General features: G+C 72.6%; 15 protein-coding genes and 2 pseudogenes. 10 read left to right on the top strand and 7 right to left on the bottom strand.

The annotated features are described in order from the left end of the window. Positions 1–126: pseudogene (locus tag RM704_RS17355) on the top strand (IS481 family transposase); the annotation flags it as partial. Here the strand turns inward: RM704_RS17355 and RM704_RS17350 are convergent. Next, the gene (locus tag RM704_RS17350) at positions 123–401 is read right to left on the bottom strand and encodes a DUF1905 domain-containing protein (RefSeq protein ID WP_033526190.1); all 279 of its coding nucleotides are present in this window, start codon (positions 399–401) and stop codon (positions 123–125) included. The pseudogene RM704_RS17355 and the gene RM704_RS17350 sit on opposite strands and share 4 nt — an antisense overlap. Before the next feature lie 93 nt (positions 402–494). Beyond that, entirely contained in the window at positions 495–1,346 is an 852-nt protein-coding gene (locus RM704_RS17345; RefSeq protein ID WP_311590765.1) for an SMI1/KNR4 family protein, read from the bottom strand. 371 nt (positions 1,347–1,717) lie between these two features. Between RM704_RS17345 and RM704_RS17340 the strand changes: the two genes are divergently transcribed. The 4 genes from RM704_RS17340 (at position 1,718) to RM704_RS17325 (ending at position 6,270) form a co-directional block, all read left to right on the top strand. Next, positions 1,718–2,128: a hypothetical protein gene (locus RM704_RS17340; protein WP_033526188.1), complete on the top strand. Its 411-nt coding sequence runs from the start codon at positions 1,718–1,720 to the stop codon at positions 2,126–2,128. Between the two features lie 80 nt (positions 2,129–2,208). Then, positions 2,209–4,533 (top strand): FHA domain-containing protein, encoded by a 2,325-nt coding sequence (locus RM704_RS17335; RefSeq protein ID WP_033526187.1) that lies wholly within the window; start codon positions 2,209–2,211, stop codon positions 4,531–4,533. A 5-nt stretch (positions 4,534–4,538) separates the two neighbouring features. After that, positions 4,539–5,273, top strand: coding sequence for a thioredoxin domain-containing protein (locus tag RM704_RS17330; protein ID WP_033526186.1), 735 nt, complete (start codon positions 4,539–4,541; stop codon positions 5,271–5,273). Next, positions 5,266–6,270 carry a serine/threonine-protein kinase gene (locus tag RM704_RS17325; RefSeq protein ID WP_033526185.1) on the top strand — a complete coding sequence of 335 codons (1,005 nt, stop codon included), beginning with the start codon at positions 5,266–5,268 and terminating at the stop codon, positions 6,268–6,270. The genes RM704_RS17330 and RM704_RS17325 overlap by 8 nt, the downstream gene beginning before the upstream one ends. Here the strand turns inward: RM704_RS17325 and RM704_RS17320 are convergent. Together RM704_RS17320 and RM704_RS17315 are read right to left on the bottom strand one after the other, a co-directional pair. Further along, positions 6,242–6,706, bottom strand: coding sequence for an RpiB/LacA/LacB family sugar-phosphate isomerase (locus RM704_RS17320; protein ID WP_033526214.1), 465 nt, complete (start codon positions 6,704–6,706; stop codon positions 6,242–6,244). The genes RM704_RS17325 and RM704_RS17320 overlap by 29 nt on opposite strands. Positions 6,707–6,738: 32 nt before the next feature. Next, positions 6,739–7,143, bottom strand: coding sequence for a MarR family winged helix-turn-helix transcriptional regulator (locus tag RM704_RS17315; protein ID WP_078937027.1), 405 nt, complete (start codon positions 7,141–7,143; stop codon positions 6,739–6,741). On the opposite strand from RM704_RS17315, the pseudogene RM704_RS17310 reads away from it, so the two are divergent. After that, positions 7,033–7,341, top strand: a pseudogene (locus RM704_RS17310) (MFS transporter); the annotation flags it as partial. The gene RM704_RS17315 and the pseudogene RM704_RS17310 sit on opposite strands and share 111 nt — an antisense overlap. A gap of 418 nt (positions 7,342–7,759) precedes the next feature. Here the strand turns inward: RM704_RS17310 and RM704_RS17305 are convergent. Then, positions 7,760–8,452: a hypothetical protein gene (locus RM704_RS17305; RefSeq protein WP_033526184.1), complete on the bottom strand. Its 693-nt coding sequence runs from the start codon at positions 8,450–8,452 to the stop codon at positions 7,760–7,762. Positions 8,453–8,761: 309 nt separating this feature from the next. Between RM704_RS17305 and RM704_RS17300 the strand changes: the two genes are divergently transcribed. Next, on the top strand, positions 8,762–9,712 hold the full coding sequence (locus RM704_RS17300; RefSeq protein WP_033526183.1) for a Dyp-type peroxidase: 951 nt from the start codon (positions 8,762–8,764) through the stop codon (positions 9,710–9,712). A gap of 3 nt (positions 9,713–9,715) precedes the next feature. On the opposite strand, the gene RM704_RS17295 is transcribed toward RM704_RS17300, so the two are convergent. Then, positions 9,716–11,278: an amidohydrolase gene (locus RM704_RS17295; protein ID WP_033526182.1), complete on the bottom strand. Its 1,563-nt coding sequence runs from the start codon at positions 11,276–11,278 to the stop codon at positions 9,716–9,718. A gap of 228 nt (positions 11,279–11,506) precedes the next feature. On the opposite strand from RM704_RS17295, the gene RM704_RS17290 reads away from it, so the two are divergent. Genes RM704_RS17290 through RM704_RS17280 form a run of 3 tightly spaced genes read left to right on the top strand, consistent with a single transcriptional unit; the run spans position 11,507 to position 16,559 of the window. Next, entirely contained in the window at positions 11,507–13,291 is a 1,785-nt protein-coding gene (locus RM704_RS17290) for an ABC transporter transmembrane domain-containing protein (RefSeq protein ID WP_033526181.1), read from the top strand. Further along, on the top strand, positions 13,288–15,495 hold the full coding sequence (locus tag RM704_RS17285) for an ABC transporter ATP-binding protein (RefSeq protein ID WP_311590762.1): 2,208 nt from the start codon (positions 13,288–13,290) through the stop codon (positions 15,493–15,495). The genes RM704_RS17290 and RM704_RS17285 overlap by 4 nt, the downstream gene beginning before the upstream one ends. Further along, positions 15,495–16,559, top strand: coding sequence for an iron-siderophore ABC transporter substrate-binding protein (locus tag RM704_RS17280; protein WP_033526180.1), 1,065 nt, complete (start codon positions 15,495–15,497; stop codon positions 16,557–16,559). The genes RM704_RS17285 and RM704_RS17280 overlap by 1 nt, the downstream gene beginning before the upstream one ends. Before the next feature lie 74 nt (positions 16,560–16,633). On the opposite strand, the gene RM704_RS17275 is transcribed toward RM704_RS17280, so the two are convergent. Then, entirely contained in the window at positions 16,634–16,843 is a 210-nt protein-coding gene (locus tag RM704_RS17275; protein WP_033526179.1) for an MbtH family protein, read from the bottom strand. Positions 16,844–16,859 lie beyond the last annotated feature (16 nt).

Below are 16,859 nucleotides of genomic sequence, written 5' to 3'. Positions count from 1 at the left end.
GAGCAGGAACGGCGCGACGCCTTCCCCCGCTGGCTGCACACCTACAATCACCACCGCGGACACACCGCGCTGAAAGGCCAACCACCCGCCAGCCGCGTCCCCAACCTCTCAGGGCAATACACCTAGCCCTCGATCCGCTCCTCCAGGCGGACGGTCACCGACTGGCCCGCTTCCTTCCCGATCGCCTTGCGCACATCGGCCTTGACGGGCAGCTTGTGGGTGCCGTCGCCCAGGGCCATGAAGGAGCTGCGGAAGGGGTGGCCGTCGATCGTGCCGCGGACCTTGACCAGGCCGCGGGTGCCGAAGAACTCGGTGGACCCGGGCCACACGAGATAGGTCCAGCCGCCCTTGGCGGGGCTCTTCCGCAGCTCCGCCGTGAACTGCTCGTCGAGCGTGCTCATGATGTCTCCTCCGCTCCCGGTGGTGCGCTACGAACAGGAGACCGCCGGGAGCGCGGAAAGTCATCGCGAGCTGTGCCCGGAGGAGGGGCACGGTCAGCGGCAGTCGTCGAGCCAGTCGCCGGGGATGAGATCACGGACGCGGTCGAGGTCCTCCGCCGTCCGGCCACGAGCCAGGACGGCCGCGCCCTCGTCGTCGCGCAGGAGGACGTCGCGGCCCAGGAACCACCGTGTCTCCTCGCCGACGGGGTAGGCCGGGAACGGCAGCCGGACGGCGTTCGACTCCAGCTGCTCGAGGCTGTCGTCATCCGGTTCGAGGAAGTCGCAGAGCCCGTCGTCGGCCTGTAGGGACTCGGACAGGACGATCTCGACGAAGCAGAGGGAGAGACGCTCCAGCCAGGGCTCCCACCGCTCGGCGCTCTTGTCGGCGAGGTCGAGCTTGATGAGCACCGCCGGGTCGTCGTCCCGGAGGTTGTCGAGAAGGACGCCCCACGAAGCAGCTCCCTGGTTCTCGTGCCGGAAGACCAGGGCCTTCCCGTCGTCGTCGACATACAGCTCCGAGGGGCCGAGCAGCACATCGTGGTTGCTGGTGAGATCCCGACGGCGTCCCAGCAGCAGATACGCCTCGCGCAACGCTGTGGGCAGTCGGAGGCCCAGCCTCTCCTCGGCGGTGTCCAGATCGGCCGCCGTCCATCCGTCCTCGTGTCCCAGTGCGGCGTCGGTCCAGTGGGCGGCGAAGCCCCGGATGAAAATCCACGCGTCACCGCGGTCCTCGACGCCTCTGGCGAGCGATGCGGCAAGATCGAACTCCTGTGTCATGCCAGGACGATATCCGTGCCGCTCGTCCCCTTTATTGCCGCCGCCGCCGCCGACCACCACCGCCGCCACCGCCGCCACCACCGCCACCGCCGCCTCGGGTGGCGCCGGGCGGTCCCGGACCCCGGGCATGTTCGTTGAACACTCCGTCGTGGACATGCGTAGAAGATGTGGACAGGCCCCAGGACCGGCACCCGCACGCCCTCCTCGGCCCGGAGAAGGCCCGGTCGCAGGGCCCTCCGCAGCGTTTCGGCCAATCGCGCTCTCGCATATGCCAGGAGACTGGCCGAATTGGCATGGTGACAGAGCGTCAGGAGTGGCGATACTCAACTGGCAGGGCGATTGAGTCATGAACGAACGCGCACCCATGCGCGCTCTTCACGTCACCGTGTGTGACGGTCTTGTTGCCGGACGCGCACGACCAGCAAGTCTGCGAGGCGAGAGCAAGTCCGCGCGGCGAGTGGGGCCGGGCGGGTTCGGCGGTGCGAACGGGGGAGCGAAGCGTGCACGACGAATTCCTGTGCCATGTCACCGCGTACGGCTGGTGCGGCGGTCAGCGCGTCGGCGTGCCCCTCGGTACCTATCGCGCCCCCACCCTGGCGCTGGCGCTGTGGTGGATGCGCGACCGCGCGTTATGGATCGCCGAACGCCTCGACCCGCGACCCGAGAACCCGAACTTCCCTCCGAACGCGGTCGTTCCGGTCGCCGACACCGTACCGGACGTGCCCAGCCAGCTGCGCGCATGGTCCGCCGACGACGCACAACAGAATCTGGTCGCCGAGGAGTTGGCCGCCGGCAACCTGGTCCGGATCGCCACCAACGACGACACCACGGAGTACGAACTGCTCGCCGAGTCCGTCGACGCCGTACGCATGCAGCGCATCGCCCAGAGAATCGCCGCCCCCGCCGCCTGACCCCCAGTACGGCCCGCCTCTCAGGGCCGCGCCGAAGCGGCCGGGCGCGCATATCGGGACCGATCGGTAGAATTTTCCGCATGGCAGAGCGGTCGATCGCGCCGACTGCGCCCGCACTCGTGCTGGAGACCGAGTCGGGCTCCACCGTGCTGGCCCCGTCCCACGCCTACCACGTGGGACGCGACCCGCTCAGCGACGTCGTCCTCGACGACGACCGGGTCTCGTGGCACCACGCGGTGCTGCGGGCCGAGGCCGGCCACTGGACCATCGAGGACGAGAACAGCACCAACGGCACGTACGCCGACGGTCACCGCGTCCACGAGTGGGACGTCGGCCCCGGCACGGTCATCCACTTCGGGAGCCTCCCCGACGGCCCCCGCGCGGTGCTCACCGGCCTCGCCCCCGAGCGACCCTCCGGCATCCACCGCCCCGCCTCCACCGGCACCTTCCGGCAGCCCACCAGCGTCCACCCGCTGCCCGAGCGAACCGTCCGCATCGGCCGGGCCTCGGACAACGACCTGGTCATCGACGACCTTGTCGTCTCCCGCCGACACGCCGAGCTCCGGGCGCGGCCGGAGGGCACGTACGAGATCGTCGACCTCGGCAGCCACAACGGCACCTACCTCAACGGCGCCCCCGTCGACCGGGCCCCGGTCACTCCCGGTGACATCGTCGGCATCGGTCACTCCGCGTTCTGCCTGGTCGGCGACGAACTCCAGGAGTACGTCGACACCGGGGAGGTCTCCCTCGACGTCCAGGAACTCACCGTCGCCGTCGACCGCGGCCGGAAGACGCTACTGGACGGTGTGTCGTTTCCGGTCGGCGAGAAATGCCTCCTCGCCGTCGTCGGCCCGAGCGGCGCGGGCAAGTCCACCCTGCTGAACGCCCTCACCGGGCAGCGCCCCGCCGACAGCGGCACCGTCCTCTACGACGGCCGCGACCTCTACCGCGACTACGCCGAACTGCGCCAGCGCATCGGCCTGGTCCCGCAGGACGACATCCTGCACGCCCAGCTGACCGTGCGCAGAGCCCTGTCCTACGCCGCCGAGCTCCGCTTCCCGCAGGACACCGCGAAGGCCGAGCGGCAGGCCCGCGTCGACGAGGTGATCCGCGAACTGGGCCTCGAACAGCGCGCCGGCCAGCCCATCCACAGCCTCTCCGGCGGCCAGCGCAAACGGGTCAGCGTGGCCCTGGAACTCCTGACCAAACCCTCCCTGCTCTTCCTGGACGAACCGACCTCCGGGCTCGACCCCGGCATGGACCGCTCCGTGATGCACATGCTGCGCGGCCTGGCCGACGACGGACGCACGGTCATCGTCGTCACCCACAGCGTTCTCAGCCTCGACGTCTGCGACCGTCTCCTCGTCCTGGCGCCCGGCGGCAAGGTCGCCTACTACGGGCCGCCGGAGGACACCCTCGCCTTCTTCGGCTTCCAGCAGTGGCCGGAGGCGTTCGAGGCCTTCGAACGGGACCAGGAGCGGGACTGGGCGGGGGAGTACCGCGACTCGCCCCAACGGCGCCAGTACGTCACCGCCGCCATGGGCCGGCCCTACCAGGCCGACCCGGAGCCGGTCGCCGTGGCGCCGCCGCCCAAGCCGCAGAGCTGGGGCGCCCAACTCGGCACACTGGTCCGCCGGTACGCGGCCGCGCTCGGCGCCGACCGCACCTTCCTCGCCATCATGATCGCGCTGCCGTTCGTGATGGGCGCGATGGCCAGGGCGCTCGCGGGCAGCACCCTGGACCGCGAGACGGCCATGAACGCGCTGCTCATCCTCTGTGTCGGCGGTGTGCTGACGGGTGCGGCGAACGCCGTGCGCGAACTGGTCAAGGAACGCGTCATCTACCGGCGCGAACGGGCGGTGGGCCTGTCCAGATCCGCGTACCTGATGTCCAAGGTCGTCGTCCTCGGCACGGTCACCGTCCTCCAGGCGATCGTCCTCACCCTGGTCGCCCTGCTCGGCGTCGACCTCAACGCGCCCGGCGGTGAAGGCGTGTTGCTGCCGCCCCTGGTCGAGATCACGGTCGCCGTGGCACTGCTCGCCTTCACCGCGATGATGCTGGGCCTGGTCGTCTCCGCGCTGGTCCGCAAGGAGGAGGTCACCATGCCGCTGCTGGTGCTCCTCGCGATCGTCCAGGTCGTGTTCTGCGGCGCCCTGCTGGATGTGCGGGGCACGATCGTCCTCGAACAGCTGGCGTGGCTGGTGCCGTCGCGGTGGGCGTTCGCCGCGATGGCCGGCACGATCGACCTGGAACGGATCGTCCCCGACACCTCGGACCCGCTGTTCGCGCACTCGGCGGGCGTGTGGCTGCTCGACCTGGGGATGCTCGTCGTCCTCTCGCTGCTCTGCGGCTGGGCCGTCGCCCGGCTGCTGCGCCGCCGTGAGCCCGCCGTGATGCGGAAGTAGCCGCCATGACGACGCCCGGCTTTCTGCCCACCCATGTCGTCCCGCCGGGCGGCCTGTCCGCCTGGGAGAGCCCCGACCCGGCCCATCCGACCGTGGCCCTCGACGCGCTGCTGCCGGTCCAACTGCTGGAACGGCGCGGCGACTGGGGCCATGTCCTGTGCGCCAACGGCTGGTCCGCCTGGGTCGACGGCCGCCTCCTGGTCGCCGTACCGCAGGATCCGCCCGCCGCCGGTGTGGCACCCGCCCGTACGGCCGACCCGCGTCCGCTGCTGGCCCGGGCCGAGGAGGCCCTGACGCGCTACCGCACCGAGGCGGAGGCCCTGGCCGCCGGGCACCGCGACGGCGAGTCCTTCCACGAGCGTACGAAGGGGCTGCGGATCGGGGTCGTCGTCGACGGTGAGTCGCTGTGGCTGTTCGACGCGGCGCACGAGCGGTGGGTGTACTGCGACGGGACGCGGCTGAGCACGTTCGCCGCGGTGGACGAACCGCGCGAGACCCCGGCCGCCCCCCGCTTCGCACCGGCCGCCGTCCCCGCCGCGACACCGGAACCCACGAGGGTCGTGGGAGACCCGGTACGTGAAGCGGCGGACCCGAGACCGCCCGACTCCGGGCCGACCGACCGTCGACCCCCCGATACCAGGCCCCCCGACACCAGGCCGGCCGGCCCCCGCCCGGCGGACCACGGGCCGAGCGAGGACGAGCCCACGCGCCTGGTCCCGCCGGTGACCCGCGATGAGTGACACACAGCCGTACGCGGGGCGCCCCTCCGAGCCGGTCGGACGGCAGATCGCCGGCTACCGCGTCGAGCGCGAGATCGGCCGGGGCGGTATGGCCGTCGTCTACCAGGCCAGGGACCTGCGGCTGGAGCGGACGGTCGCGCTGAAGCTGCTCGCCCCGGAACTGGCCCGCAACGACACGTTCCGGCGCCGCTTCACCCACGAGTCACGGGTGGCCGCCGCGATCGACCACCCCCACATCGTGCCGGTCTTCGAGGCCGGAGAGACGGACGGCGTCCTCTACATCGCCATGCGGTACGTCGCCGGGAGCGATCTGCGGCATCTCCTGGACCGGGAGGGTCCGCTGCCGGTCACGACCGCGACGCGGATCGCCGCCCAGGTCGCCTCCGCGCTCGACGCGGCGCACGACCACGGCCTGGTGCACCGGGACGTGAAGCCCGGCAACATCCTGGTCGCGCAGGGCACGGACAGCGACCACCCCGAGCACGTCTATCTCACCGACTTCGGCCTGACGAAGAAGTCGCTGTCCCTGACCGGCTTCACCACCGTCGGCCAGTTCGTGGGGACACTCGACTACGTGGCGCCGGAGCAGATCTCGGGCAAGCCGGTCGACGGCCGCTGCGACGTCTACAGCCTCGCCTGCGTCGTCCACGAGACACTCGTCGGCCGGCCGCCGTTCCAGCGGGACGACGACATGGCCCTGTTGTGGGCCCACCAGTACGACCAACCGCCCCCGTTGACCGGCGTGCGCCCCGATCTGCCACCCGCGGTGGACCACGTCATGGCGACGGCGCTGGCCAAGTCCCCGGACGACCGGTACGACTCCTGCCTCTCCTTCGTGGCGGCGCTCCGGGCGGCCGGGACGGCTCGGGGCTTCCCGCCGGGGCACGCGCCCACCCGGGCGGTCACGCCGACCGCGTCCGGGCCGCCCGAGGCCCCGCCCGAGCCGCCCCGGTGGGCCGAACCCGTGTTCATCCGGTCCGGCCGTCACCCCGGCTGACGTCGAGTCGCGCGATGTGGGCCACGTTCTCCCGGTCGTCGGCGTCCGAACCGGCCTCGGCGGCGAACCAGGCGTCCAGGATCTCCTTGAGCAGCGGCTCGGAGGTCAGCCGCAGCCCGAGCGCCAGCACATTGGCGTCGTTCCACCGGCGTGCGCCGTCGGCCGTGTAGGCGTCCGTGCACAGGGCCGCGCGAACGCCCGGAACCTTGTTCGCGGCGATCGACGCGCCCGTGCCGGTCCAGCAGCACACGACGGCCTGGTCGGACGCGCCGGTGGCGACGTCGCGCGCCGCCGCCTCCGAGCAGACGGCCCAGCGGGGGTCGTCACCGGCGCGCAGCGCGCCGTGCGTGACGACGTCGTGGCCCCGGCCGCGCAACTCCGCGAGGAGAAGGCGTGCGACGGGCTCGTCCATGTCCGAGGAGACGGAGATCCGCATGCTCCCGAGGCTACCCGCCTCCAGGGCTCCGGCTACGGGCGCGGCCACGGCTTTCCGGCCAACCGCTCGATGCTCGTGTTGAAGCGCTCCAGGTAGTCGGCGAACCCGGCGATGTCCTCGTCGGACCAGCCCTCCAGCACCATGGCGAGCGTACGGACGTTGCCCTCGCGCTCCTCGTCCAGTCGGCGCTCGCCCTCCTCGGTGATGCGGAACTTCCGCGCCACCCCGCCCTCCGGGTCGAGGATGTGCTCGACCAGCCCGGCCCGCAGCGCGGCGGCGGTCTGCCTGCGCAGGGTGGAGGCGTCGAGGCCGAAGGCCTCGCTCAACTGAGCACGGTGCCGCTGTCCGAGACCGCCTCCGCCAACAGCTTCAACACGCTGATGCGTGCCCTGGGCACCTCCGTCACGGCGGCTGTGGTCGGAGGGGTGCTCGCCCAGATGACCACCACGCTCGGCGGCTTCAGCCTGCCCTCGGAGGACGGGTTCCGGACCGGTCTGATGATCGGCTGCGGTGCCGCGCTGGTCGCGGCGGCGGTCGCCGTGTTCATCCCCGGCGCGCGGGCCACCTCGGATCCGGGCCAGGGCGCGGAGGAGCGGGACCCGGGCACCGTGGAGGCGCCGGCTTCCGCCGCTTGACCGGGCGAGGCCCGGCCGTCGGTGAGTGCGCGGGGTCCCGCGCGGCGGCCACCCCGCACCTCGGCGGCCCGCACCGGATGGTGGGCTCTGTCGTGCTCCCGGCTCGCCGGTGGTCAGCGCGTCCTCGGTTGCCTGTAGCCGCCGCTCGTCCGGACCTGGTGGCGTGTCCGCCGGGGGCACGTGGGTGTGGCCGGGGTCGGCAGGGCGAGGAGGAAGGGTCGGGAGAGCGGGCGCACCGGGGCGGTTCCTTGTCGCTCATGCCCTTCGGCTGGGTCCGCCGGTATCCGGTGGTGTCACCGGCGGGGAGTGGTGCCTGGGCGCGCAGCCCCATGACGAAGGCGGCCCGTCAGCTTCGGCAGGCGGTGGAGAGGGGCCAGGACGCGTCGGTGGGTGCGGTCGCCCGAGGCGGTGGCGGGGGTCAGGGCGAGGTGGGCGGATCCAGGAGTCGGACCACGATCGACCACGGGCCGTCGGAGCGGGCGTAGAGGAGACAGGGGCCGGTGACGGGGGCTTCGCCGTGCCAGGGGCCCACGTGGTTGGCCAGTTCGTCGAGGAAACCGGTTCCGTCCGGTTCGAAGGTGTCGACGAGGAAGTACCCACCGTCGTCGGAGCGCGGATCGCCCTCGTACCGGAGCGTCGCGATCCCGGGACCCCCGGTGTGGCGCAGCACGTCCGAGGCGGGACGTCGCGTGGGGCCCTCACAGGTCAGCGCGCTCGACAGCGGGCTCACGTCGACCGTCCACGGTCCGCCCGCCTGGACGCGGAGCGCCCGCACCGGCCGGTCGTCGGCGTTCACCAGGGCACGGCACGAGAAGGGGCCGTCGGTGTAGACGAGTTGGCTCTGCGAGTGCAGCCTCCCGTCCAGGGCGTCCACGACGAAGTGCCCGTTCCCGGAGTGGGTGATGTCGAGGATGACCGGGTCCGTCCCGGTGGTCAGCAGGGCGACCTGGTCGCCGTCGCCACCGATCCGCTGGAGAGCCGGCTCGCCCGCGGTGAGCAGCGGGGGTGCCTGCGCGGGTGCCTGCGGGGGCGGCTCATGGCTCTTGCCGACCCCGGGGGGAGGCGCCACGGGGGCCTGCCGCTGCGCACGGTCGCGTCTGAACCACTTCATCGAGCCCCCCTGGTGACGTCTGCGCACAGTATTGGGCGTGCGGGTCGCCGCGTACACAACGAGGACCACACTTCGCCAACCGGCCTTGTGGCGTGGGGGATTGTGGCGTTCCTCATTGTTTGCGGGGGAGTGCGGTCCGACGGGTATCGGCCTCGCGCCGACCGGGCATGGTGAGGGGGGCGGAACGTGCCCCGGGCAGGCGGTGCGCGACGACGGGGTCGTGCGTCTGCCCACGGCGCCGCCCCGAGCCGTTCCGAGTGAATGTCGTCCACGCGTGCCGCACACGTGTGTGCGAGAAGAGGGGGAGCCATGGTGCCGCCGGTCGTGCCCGAGGACGTCCTGTCACAGCCGATGCTGAGCCCGCTGACGCCCGCCGCCGTCTTCCTGGTCGTCGGCGTCGTCCCCGGCGGTGAGTCGACGGCGCGCGGGGTGCTGGCGGGACTCGCCGGTCTGGAACGGGCGGTGGGCTTCTCCAGCCCCGACGGCGCCCTGGGCTGTGTGGCCGGGATCGGCGCCGAGGCCTGGGACCGCCTGTTCGGTTCGCCCCGCCCCGCCGCCCTGCACCCCTTCCCGCAGCTGGACGGGGCCCGGCACCGGGCCGTGTCCACGCCGGGCGACCTGCTCTTCCACATCCGGGCGACCCGCGTGGACCTCTGCTTCGCGCTGGCCGCCGAGATCATGCGGCAACTGCGCGGGGCGGTCACCCTGGAGGACGAGGTCCAGGCCTTCGCGTACTTCGACTCCCGCAACCTGCTCGGCTTCGTCGACGGTACCGAGAACCCGGTCGGGCGCGTGGCGGCCGAAGCCGTGCTGGTCGGTGACGAGGACCCGGACTTCCGGGGCGGCAGCTATGTGCTCGTGCAGAAGTACCTGCACGACGTGGAGTCCTGGGAGAAACTCCCGGTCGAGGCCCAGGAGAAGGTCATCGGCCGGACCAAGCTGACCAACCTCGAACTGGACGTGGAGGGTTCGCACGTCGACGTCAACACCCTCCTCGGCCCCGACGGCACGGAGCAGCGCATACTGCGCGCCGCCATGCCGTTCGGCACGCCCGGACAGGGCGAGTTCGGCACGTACTTCATCGCCTATGCCCGCGACCCCTCGGTCCCCGAGGCGATGTTGCGGAAGATGTTCCTCGGCGAACCGCCGAACGGTCACGACCCGATCCTGGACTTCTCCCGGGCCGTGACCGGAACCATGTTCTTCGTGCCGTCGGCGGACTTCCTGCGCACCGTCCCGGCGCGGCGCCCGCCGGTCTGACCGTCAGAACTCGTCCTCGCCCCCGACGAACGTCCGCACCACCTCGATGTCCCCGATCCGGGACACGTCCACCCGGCGCGGATCATCTCCCAGTACGACGAGATCGGCCCGCTTGCCGGGGGCGATGCTGCCGGCGTCGCCGTCCCAGTGGCAGGCGCGGGCGGCCTCGACGGTGTACGCCCGCAGCGCCTCGTCGACCGTGATCGCCTCGGCGGGGCCGATGAGGCGGCCGGACTCGGAGGCCCGCTCCACCATGAACTGGATCGCCCGCAGCGGGGCGCCGTTGGCGACCGGGCGGTCCGAGCTGCCGGCGACCCGGACACCGTGGTCGAGGAAGCCCCGGCCCCGGTACAGCCAGCCGGCCCGGTCCTCGCCCATGATCGTGGCGTAGTCGTCGCCGTAGTAGCGCAGGAAGCTCGGCTGGACGACGACGGTGACACCGAGCGCGGCCAGCCGGGGCAGTTGGTCGGGGCGGACCAGGCCCGCGTGCTCGACACGATGGCGGGCCTCCGGGCGGGGGCTCAGCTTCTGGGCCTTCTCCAGCGCGTCCAGCGCGACGTCGAGGGCCCGGTCGCCGATCGCGTGCACGGCGAGCTGCCAGCCCGCGAGGTGTCCCTCGACGATCGTGCTCTCCAGGACCTCGGGCTCGTGCATGAGCTGACCGGAACCGTCACTGCCCAGGTAGGGGCTGGTGAGCGCCGCCGTACGGGCCATCATGCCGCCGTCGGTGAAGATCTTGAGCGAGCCGAGCGAGAGCGTGCCCTCGCCGAAGCCCGTGCGCAGGCCGAGGTCGATCGCCCGGTTCGTGGTGTCCTCGGCGTCGGCGCGGACCGGGCGGAGCGCGTCGGCGGCCACCATCAGCCGTACCCGCAGCGGCAGTCGGCCCGACTCGTGGGCGAGCTGGTACGCGGCGCCCTCGATGGGGCTGTGCCCGAACAGCCGGGCCCCGACGCCCGCTTCGGCACACCCCGTGATGCCCTCGGACCGGCAGACGCGGGCGGCGTGCTCGATCGCCGCGGCCAGTTCGGCGAGCGAGTGCGGCGGCCGGGACCGCAGCGCGGCCCCCATGGCGCCCTCCGCGAGGAAACCGTCCGGCCGGGCCACCTCCGCCGGAAGTCCTTCGAGCACCGCCGAGTTGACGAGGCAGGCGTGCCCGGAGAGATGGCCCAGGTACACCTTGCGTCCGGCGCTGACGGTGTCGAGGTCGCCGGCCGTGAGCGGGCGGTCGAGGGTGCGCTGGTCGTAGCCGCCGAAGTCCACCCAGCCGCCGACCGGGGCCCCGGCCACCGCCTCCGCCACCACGCGGAGCACGTCGTCGGCGCGCCGGCTCGGCGCGACGCTGGGTGACTTGGCCTTCAGGCCCGCCCACGCCAGGTGCACATGGGCGTCGATGAACCCCGGCAGTACGGTGGCGCCGCCCAGGTCCAGGGTCCGCCGCGCCGGGAGGCCCGCCACGTCCTCGTCCAGACCGACGACGCGACCCCGCCAGATGCCGAGTTCCCGGGCGGCCGGGCGGTCCTGATCCATCGTGACGATGCGGGCGTTGGTGATCCTGGTGCTGAGCACGAACAGGTCCTTCCGGTCGGGGCGGGGCGCCCGGTGCGTTCTCGTACAGGTGAAGTGACGTGCTCCGCACGCCAGTTGGCGTTCGGTTCCGCTAATGTCCCAGCGTTCGGGGAGGTCGCTCAGGTCTCGAAGACATCTCAGGGCTGGTCCAGGAAGACAAATGTAGTTAGCCTTACCTAAGTTTTCTTGTACGGTTCCTGTGTTGGCGAAACCGGTCCGGAGTGTTGCGTGAGAAAAGCGGACCCACCGGGACGGAACGTCCTGTGGCGCGCGGTCGGCGGACAGCGTCGGGACGTCGTGCTGGGCGCGGTTCTGGGGATGGGACACCAGACGGGCGAGGCCCTGGTGCCGGTGCTCATCGGACTGGCCATCGAGCGCGGAGTCGTGGACGGCGACATCCCCGGGCTGCTGCTGTGGCTGCTCGTCCTGGCCGCCGTGTACGTCGGGCTCTCCTTCAGCTTCCGGTTCAGCGCGAGGGCGGGGGAACGTGCCGCCGTCACCGCCGCGCACCACCTGAGAACCGCTCTCGTCGGACGTGTCCTCGCACCCGAGGGCGGCGCCGAAGAGGGCAGGCTGCCGGGCGAGTTGACGAACATCGCCACCGAGGACGCCAAGCGGGTCGGTGCCGTCGCCATGGCCCTCATCGTCGCCTTCGCGGCCACCGCCGGGCTCGTGGTCAGCGCGGTCGCCCTGCTGCGCGTCTCGCTCGTCCTGGGTCTGCTCGTCCTCCTCGGCACCCCCCTGCTGCTGTGGCTGGGGCACCTGTTGAGCAAGCCCCTCGAACGGCGCAGCGAGACCGAACAGGACCGCGCCGCACAGGCTTCCGGGGTCGCCGCCGACCTGGTCGCCGGACTACGCGTGCTCAAGGGCATCGGCGCCGAGCAGGCCGCCGTCGCCCGCTACCGGCGCGTCAGCCAGGACTCCCTCGCCGCCACGCTGCGCGCCGCCCGCGCCGAGGCCTGGCAGAACGGCGTCGTCACCATCCTCACCGGCGCCTTCATCGCCGTGGTCGCCCTCGTCGGCGGCCGCCTCGCCGCACGCGGCGACATCGGCCTCGGCGAACTTGTCTCCTCCGTGGGGCTCGCCCTGTTCATCGTCGGCCCGCTCTCCGAGTTCGCCTGGATCAACGCCGAACTCGCCCAGGGCCGCGCCTCCGCCGCCCGGATCGCCGAGGTGCTGGACGCCCCCGGCGCCGTGCCCGCCACGGGTTCCGCCGCAGCCGTACCGCCGGCCGGCGTCGAGGGACGGCTCACGCTGCGCGCCCTGACCTACGGCCCCCTGCGCGGGGTCGACCTCGACATCGCCCCCGGTGAGACCGTCGGCATCGCCACCACCGACCCCGCCGACGCCACGGCGCTGCTGCGCTGCCTCGGCCGCCACGCCGACCCCGACGACGGCGCTGTCGAACTCGACGGCACCGCACTGACCGCACTCGGACCGGACGACGTCCGCGCGGCGATGCTCGTCGCCGAACACGACGCCGACCTGTTCGAGGGCACGGTCCTGGACAACGTCACGGCGGCGATCGGCACCACCGCGCCCGGGGGAGCGACGACGGGCCTCGCCGACACGGGGACGGGAGACGCGGGGACAGGAGGCACGGCCGCACCGGCGGGCGTCGGCGTCACCGCCGCGATGGTGGCCTCCGGTACCGACGAGGTCGCCCGCTCGCTGCCCGACGGCGTCCACACCGCCGTCACGGCACGCGGCCGTTCACTCTCCGGCGGCCAGCGCCAGCGCGTGGCCCTGGCCCGCGCCCTGGCCGCCGACGCGCCCGTCCTCGTCGTGCACGAACCGGCCACCGCCGTCGACGCCGTCACCGAGACCCGTATCGCCGCCGGCATCAGGGACGTCCGCGGCGGACGCACCACGCTCCTGGTGACCAACAGCCCCGCTCTGCTCGCCGTCACCGACCGGGTCGTCCTCCTCCACGAAGGCCGGGTCACCGCGACCGGCGGCCACGAACGCCTCGTCCACGAGCGCGCCGACTACCGGACGGCGGTCCTCACATGACCGATCACGCCAGGGCCGCCGGGCCCTCGGACGCCTCCGAGGCCTCCGAAACTGTCGAGGCCAGCGAGGGGGACCAGCCCGTCGAGGCTGCGGGGGCTGGGGAAGCCTCCCAGGCGGGGGAGGCGGTTCGGCCTGCTGTAGAGGCGCGGGACGTGGAAGCCGTCCGGCCAGATGAAGAGGCGCGGGACGTGGCCGCCGACCGGCCTGGTCAGGTCGCGGGTGTCGGGGAGGCCGTCGCGTCGGTCGAGGCCGTAGGGGGCGCCGGAGCCGTGCGGGCCGGCGACGTCACCGAGGCCGCCCAGCCGGTCGAGGGCGCGGAAGGCACCGAAGCCCTCGCGGACACCGAGGCAGGGAGCCGGGGCGGTGACCATGCCGGGCCCGTTCTGCTGCCCGTCGCCAGTCCCGCCCGGACCCGCGCCGCCGTCGTCGAACTGCTGCGTCCGCAGCGGCGGTTGGCGCTGTCCGCGTTCGGCGTCATGGTCGGGTCCACCGCTGTCGGCCTGCTCGTACAGCCCCTGCTGGGGCGGATCGTCGACCTGGCCGCCGACCGGGGGTCCGCCGACGCCATCACCGCCACCGCCGTGCTCCTCGTGGCCGTCGCCGTGGCCCAGGGCGTCAGCGCCGGGTTCGGGCTGTCACAGATCGCCCGGCTCGGTGAGACGACGCTGGCCCGGCTGCGCGAACGCTTCGTCGAGCGGGCCCTCGCCCTCCCCCTGGACCGGGTGGAGAAGGCCGGCGCCGGCGACCTGACCGCCCGCGTCACCGCCGACGTCTCCCTCATCGCCGACGCCGTGCGCAACGCGCTTCCCGCGCTCGGACGGTCGGTGCTCACCATCGTCCTCACCTTCGGCGCCCTCGCCCTGCTCGACTGGCGGTTCCTGCTGGCCGCGCTGCTCGCGGTCCCCGTGCAGGCGGCCACCGCACGCTGGTACGTCGCCCGTGCCATCCCGCTCTACGCCGAGCAGCGGGTGGCCGCCGGCGCCCAGCAGCAACAGATGCTCGACACCATCGGCGGCAGCTCCACCGTGCGGGCGTTCCGGCTGGGCCGCGAGCACACCGAGCGGGTCACCGAGCGCTCGTGGTCCGTGGTGGCGCTGACCATGCGCGGCGTACGCCTCGTCCTCGGCTTCTACAGCCGGCTGCACATCGCCGAGTACATCGGGCTCGCCGCCGTCCTCGTCACCGGCTACTGGCTGGTCCGTGACGGCTCCGCCAGCATCGGTACGGCGACCGCCGCCGCCCTGTACTTCCACAGCCTGTTCGGCCCCGTCAACGCGGCCCTCGCCCTCCTCGACGACGCGCAGTCGGCCACGGCGGGCCTCGCCCGGCTCGTCGGCGTCACCGACGAACCCGTGGCCCCGCCGCCGACGCGCACCGTCGGGGCCGGCGGTGTCGACGTCACCGTCCGAGGGCTCGGCCACGCCTACCGGCCGGGCCACCCCGTCCTGCACGACATCGACCTGACGATCCGCCACGGCGAACGCGTGGCCCTCGTCGGCGCCAGCGGAGCCGGCAAGACCACCCTGGCGCGACTCGTCGCGGGCATCCAGCCACCCACCACAGGCGACGTCCTCGTGGGCGGCATCCCGCCCACCGAACTCGGCTCCGCCGCCTCCCGCACGATCGCCCTGATCACCCAGGAGACCCATGTCTTCGCGGGCCCCCTCGCCGACGACCTGCGCCTCGCCAAGCCCGACGCCACCGACGACGAACTGCGCGCCGCGCTCGACCGCGTCGACGCCCTCGCCTGGGCCGAGGCCCTGCCCGACGGGCTCGCCACCGTCGTCGGCGACGGCGGCCACCGGCTCAGCGGCGAGCGGACCCAGGCCCTCGCACTGGCCCGGCTGATCCTCGCCGACCCGCCCCTGGTGATCCTCGACGAGGCCACCGCGGAGGCGGGCAGCGCGGGCGCCCGCACCCTGGAGAAGGCGGTCGCCCGTGCCGTCGACGGCCGGACCGCGCTGATCGTCGCCCACCGCCTCAGCCAGGCCGCCACCGCCGACCGCGTGGTCGTCATGGAGGCCGGCCGTGTCGTCGAGAGCGGCACCCACGACGAACTCCACGCCGCGCGAGGCCCCTACGCCGCCCTCTGGTCGGCCTGGTCGGACGCCCGCGACACCGGCTCCTCGCCGACCGGATACCGGTCGGCCCCCGAGACCCCCACAAGCACCGCTCCGCAGAAACCCGAACCGAAGGACCGCTGATGTTCCGCTCCCGCAGAGCGCCACGGCTCGCCGTCGTGCTCGCCTCCGCCACCCTGCTCCTCGCCACCGCGTGCGGTGGGGGCTCCGACTCCGACGACGCGTCGGGCGCCGGCGCGGAGGCGAGCACCTCCGGTGACTCCGCCTTCCCGGTCTCCGTCGACCACAAGTACGGCAGCACCACGATCAAGGCCGAACCCAAGCGGATCGTCACCGTCGGCCTCACCGACCAGGACTCGGTCCTCGCCCTCGGCAAGGTCCCCGTCGGCACCACCGAGTGGCTCGGCGGCTACAAGGGCGCCATCGGCCCCTGGGCCGAGGACAAGCTCGGCTCCGCCGAGGCCCCGACCGTCCTCAAGGACACGGGCACCGGCCCGCAGGTGGAGAAGATCGCCGCCCTCAAGCCCGACCTGATCCTCGCGGTGTACGGCGGACTCACCAAGGAACAGTACGAGTCGCTGTCCAAGTTCGCCCCCGTGGTCGCCCAGCCGAAGGCGTACAACGACTACGGCGTCCCGTGGCAGGAGCAGACCGAGACCATCGGCAAGGCGCTCGGCAAGCCCGACGAGGCCGCGAAGGCGGTCGCCGACACCGAGGCGAAGATCAAGGCCGCAGCCGACGACAACCCCGGCTTCAAGGGCGCCACGGCGGTCATGGCCACCCCGTACGAGGGCATGTTCGTCTTCGGCAGCCAGGACCCGCGCTCGCGCCTGCTGACCGGCCTGGGCTTCACTCTGCCCAAGGACCTCGACAAGGTGATCGGCGATCAGTTCGGTGCGAACATCAGCAAGGAGCGCACCGACCTGCTCGACCAGAGCGCCATCGTCTGGCAGGTCGGCGACGTCACGAAGGACGCCGCCAAGCTGCACAAGGACGCCTCCTACAAGGACCTGAAGGTCGTGAAGGAAGGCCGTGAGGTCTACGTCAACGAGACCAGCGACTACGGCAACGCCCTGTCCATGGGCACCGTCCTCAGCCTGCCGTACGTGATCGAGCGCCTCGCCCCGCAGCTCGCGGCGGCCGTCGACGGCAAGACGGACACCAAGGTGGAGCAGCCCGCGTCCTGACGCACGCGGGGGGCGATTCGCCACGATGAGGGGGGCCGGTCACCGACCGGCCCCCCTCTCGTGTCTCTCCCGTGTCAGCCGTCCATCGACTCCGCCAGGCTGCGCGGCCGCATGTCCGTCCAGTGGGTCTCGACATGGTCCAGGCAGGACTGCCGGGAGTCGGGTCCGTGGACCACCCGCCAGCCGGCCGGCACGTCCACGAAGTCCGGCCACAGGCTGTGCTGGTTCTCGTCGTTGACCAGCACCAGGTAGGTGCCCTCGGGGTCCTCGAACGGGTTGCTCATGCCATTCCTCTTTCCG

The sequence above is a fragment of the Streptomyces gottesmaniae genome (genome assembly GCF_031845845.1).
GTDB lineage: Bacteria > Actinomycetota > Actinomycetes > Streptomycetales > Streptomycetaceae > Streptomyces > Streptomyces akebiae.
This window is presented reverse-complemented; position numbering and strand designations above follow the sequence as displayed.

Bases quoted from the DNA above. Each gene is read 5' to 3' on its own strand.
- RM704_RS17350 (WP_033526190.1), bottom strand. From the start codon at position 401: ATGAGCACGCTCGACGAGCAGTTCACGGCGGAGCTGCGGAAGAGCCCC.
- RM704_RS17345 (WP_311590765.1), bottom strand. From the start codon at position 1,346: ATGCCCGGGGTCCGGGACCGCCCGGCGCCACCCGAGGCGGCGGTGGCG.
- RM704_RS17335 (WP_033526187.1), top strand. From the start codon at position 2,209: ATGGCAGAGCGGTCGATCGCGCCGACTGCGCCCGCACTCGTGCTGGAG.
- RM704_RS17330 (WP_033526186.1), top strand. From the start codon at position 4,539: ATGACGACGCCCGGCTTTCTGCCCACCCATGTCGTCCCGCCGGGCGGC.
- RM704_RS17325 (WP_033526185.1), top strand. From the start codon at position 5,266: ATGAGTGACACACAGCCGTACGCGGGGCGCCCCTCCGAGCCGGTCGGA.
- RM704_RS17320 (WP_033526214.1), bottom strand. From the start codon at position 6,706: ATGCGGATCTCCGTCTCCTCGGACATGGACGAGCCCGTCGCACGCCTT.
- RM704_RS17305 (WP_033526184.1), bottom strand. From the start codon at position 8,452: ATGAAGTGGTTCAGACGCGACCGTGCGCAGCGGCAGGCCCCCGTGGCG.
- RM704_RS17300 (WP_033526183.1), top strand. From the start codon at position 8,762: ATGGTGCCGCCGGTCGTGCCCGAGGACGTCCTGTCACAGCCGATGCTG.
- RM704_RS17285 (WP_311590762.1), top strand. From the start codon at position 13,288: ATGACCGATCACGCCAGGGCCGCCGGGCCCTCGGACGCCTCCGAGGCC.
- RM704_RS17280 (WP_033526180.1), top strand. From the start codon at position 15,495: ATGTTCCGCTCCCGCAGAGCGCCACGGCTCGCCGTCGTGCTCGCCTCC.
- RM704_RS17275 (WP_033526179.1), bottom strand. From the start codon at position 16,843: ATGAGCAACCCGTTCGAGGACCCCGAGGGCACCTACCTGGTGCTGGTC.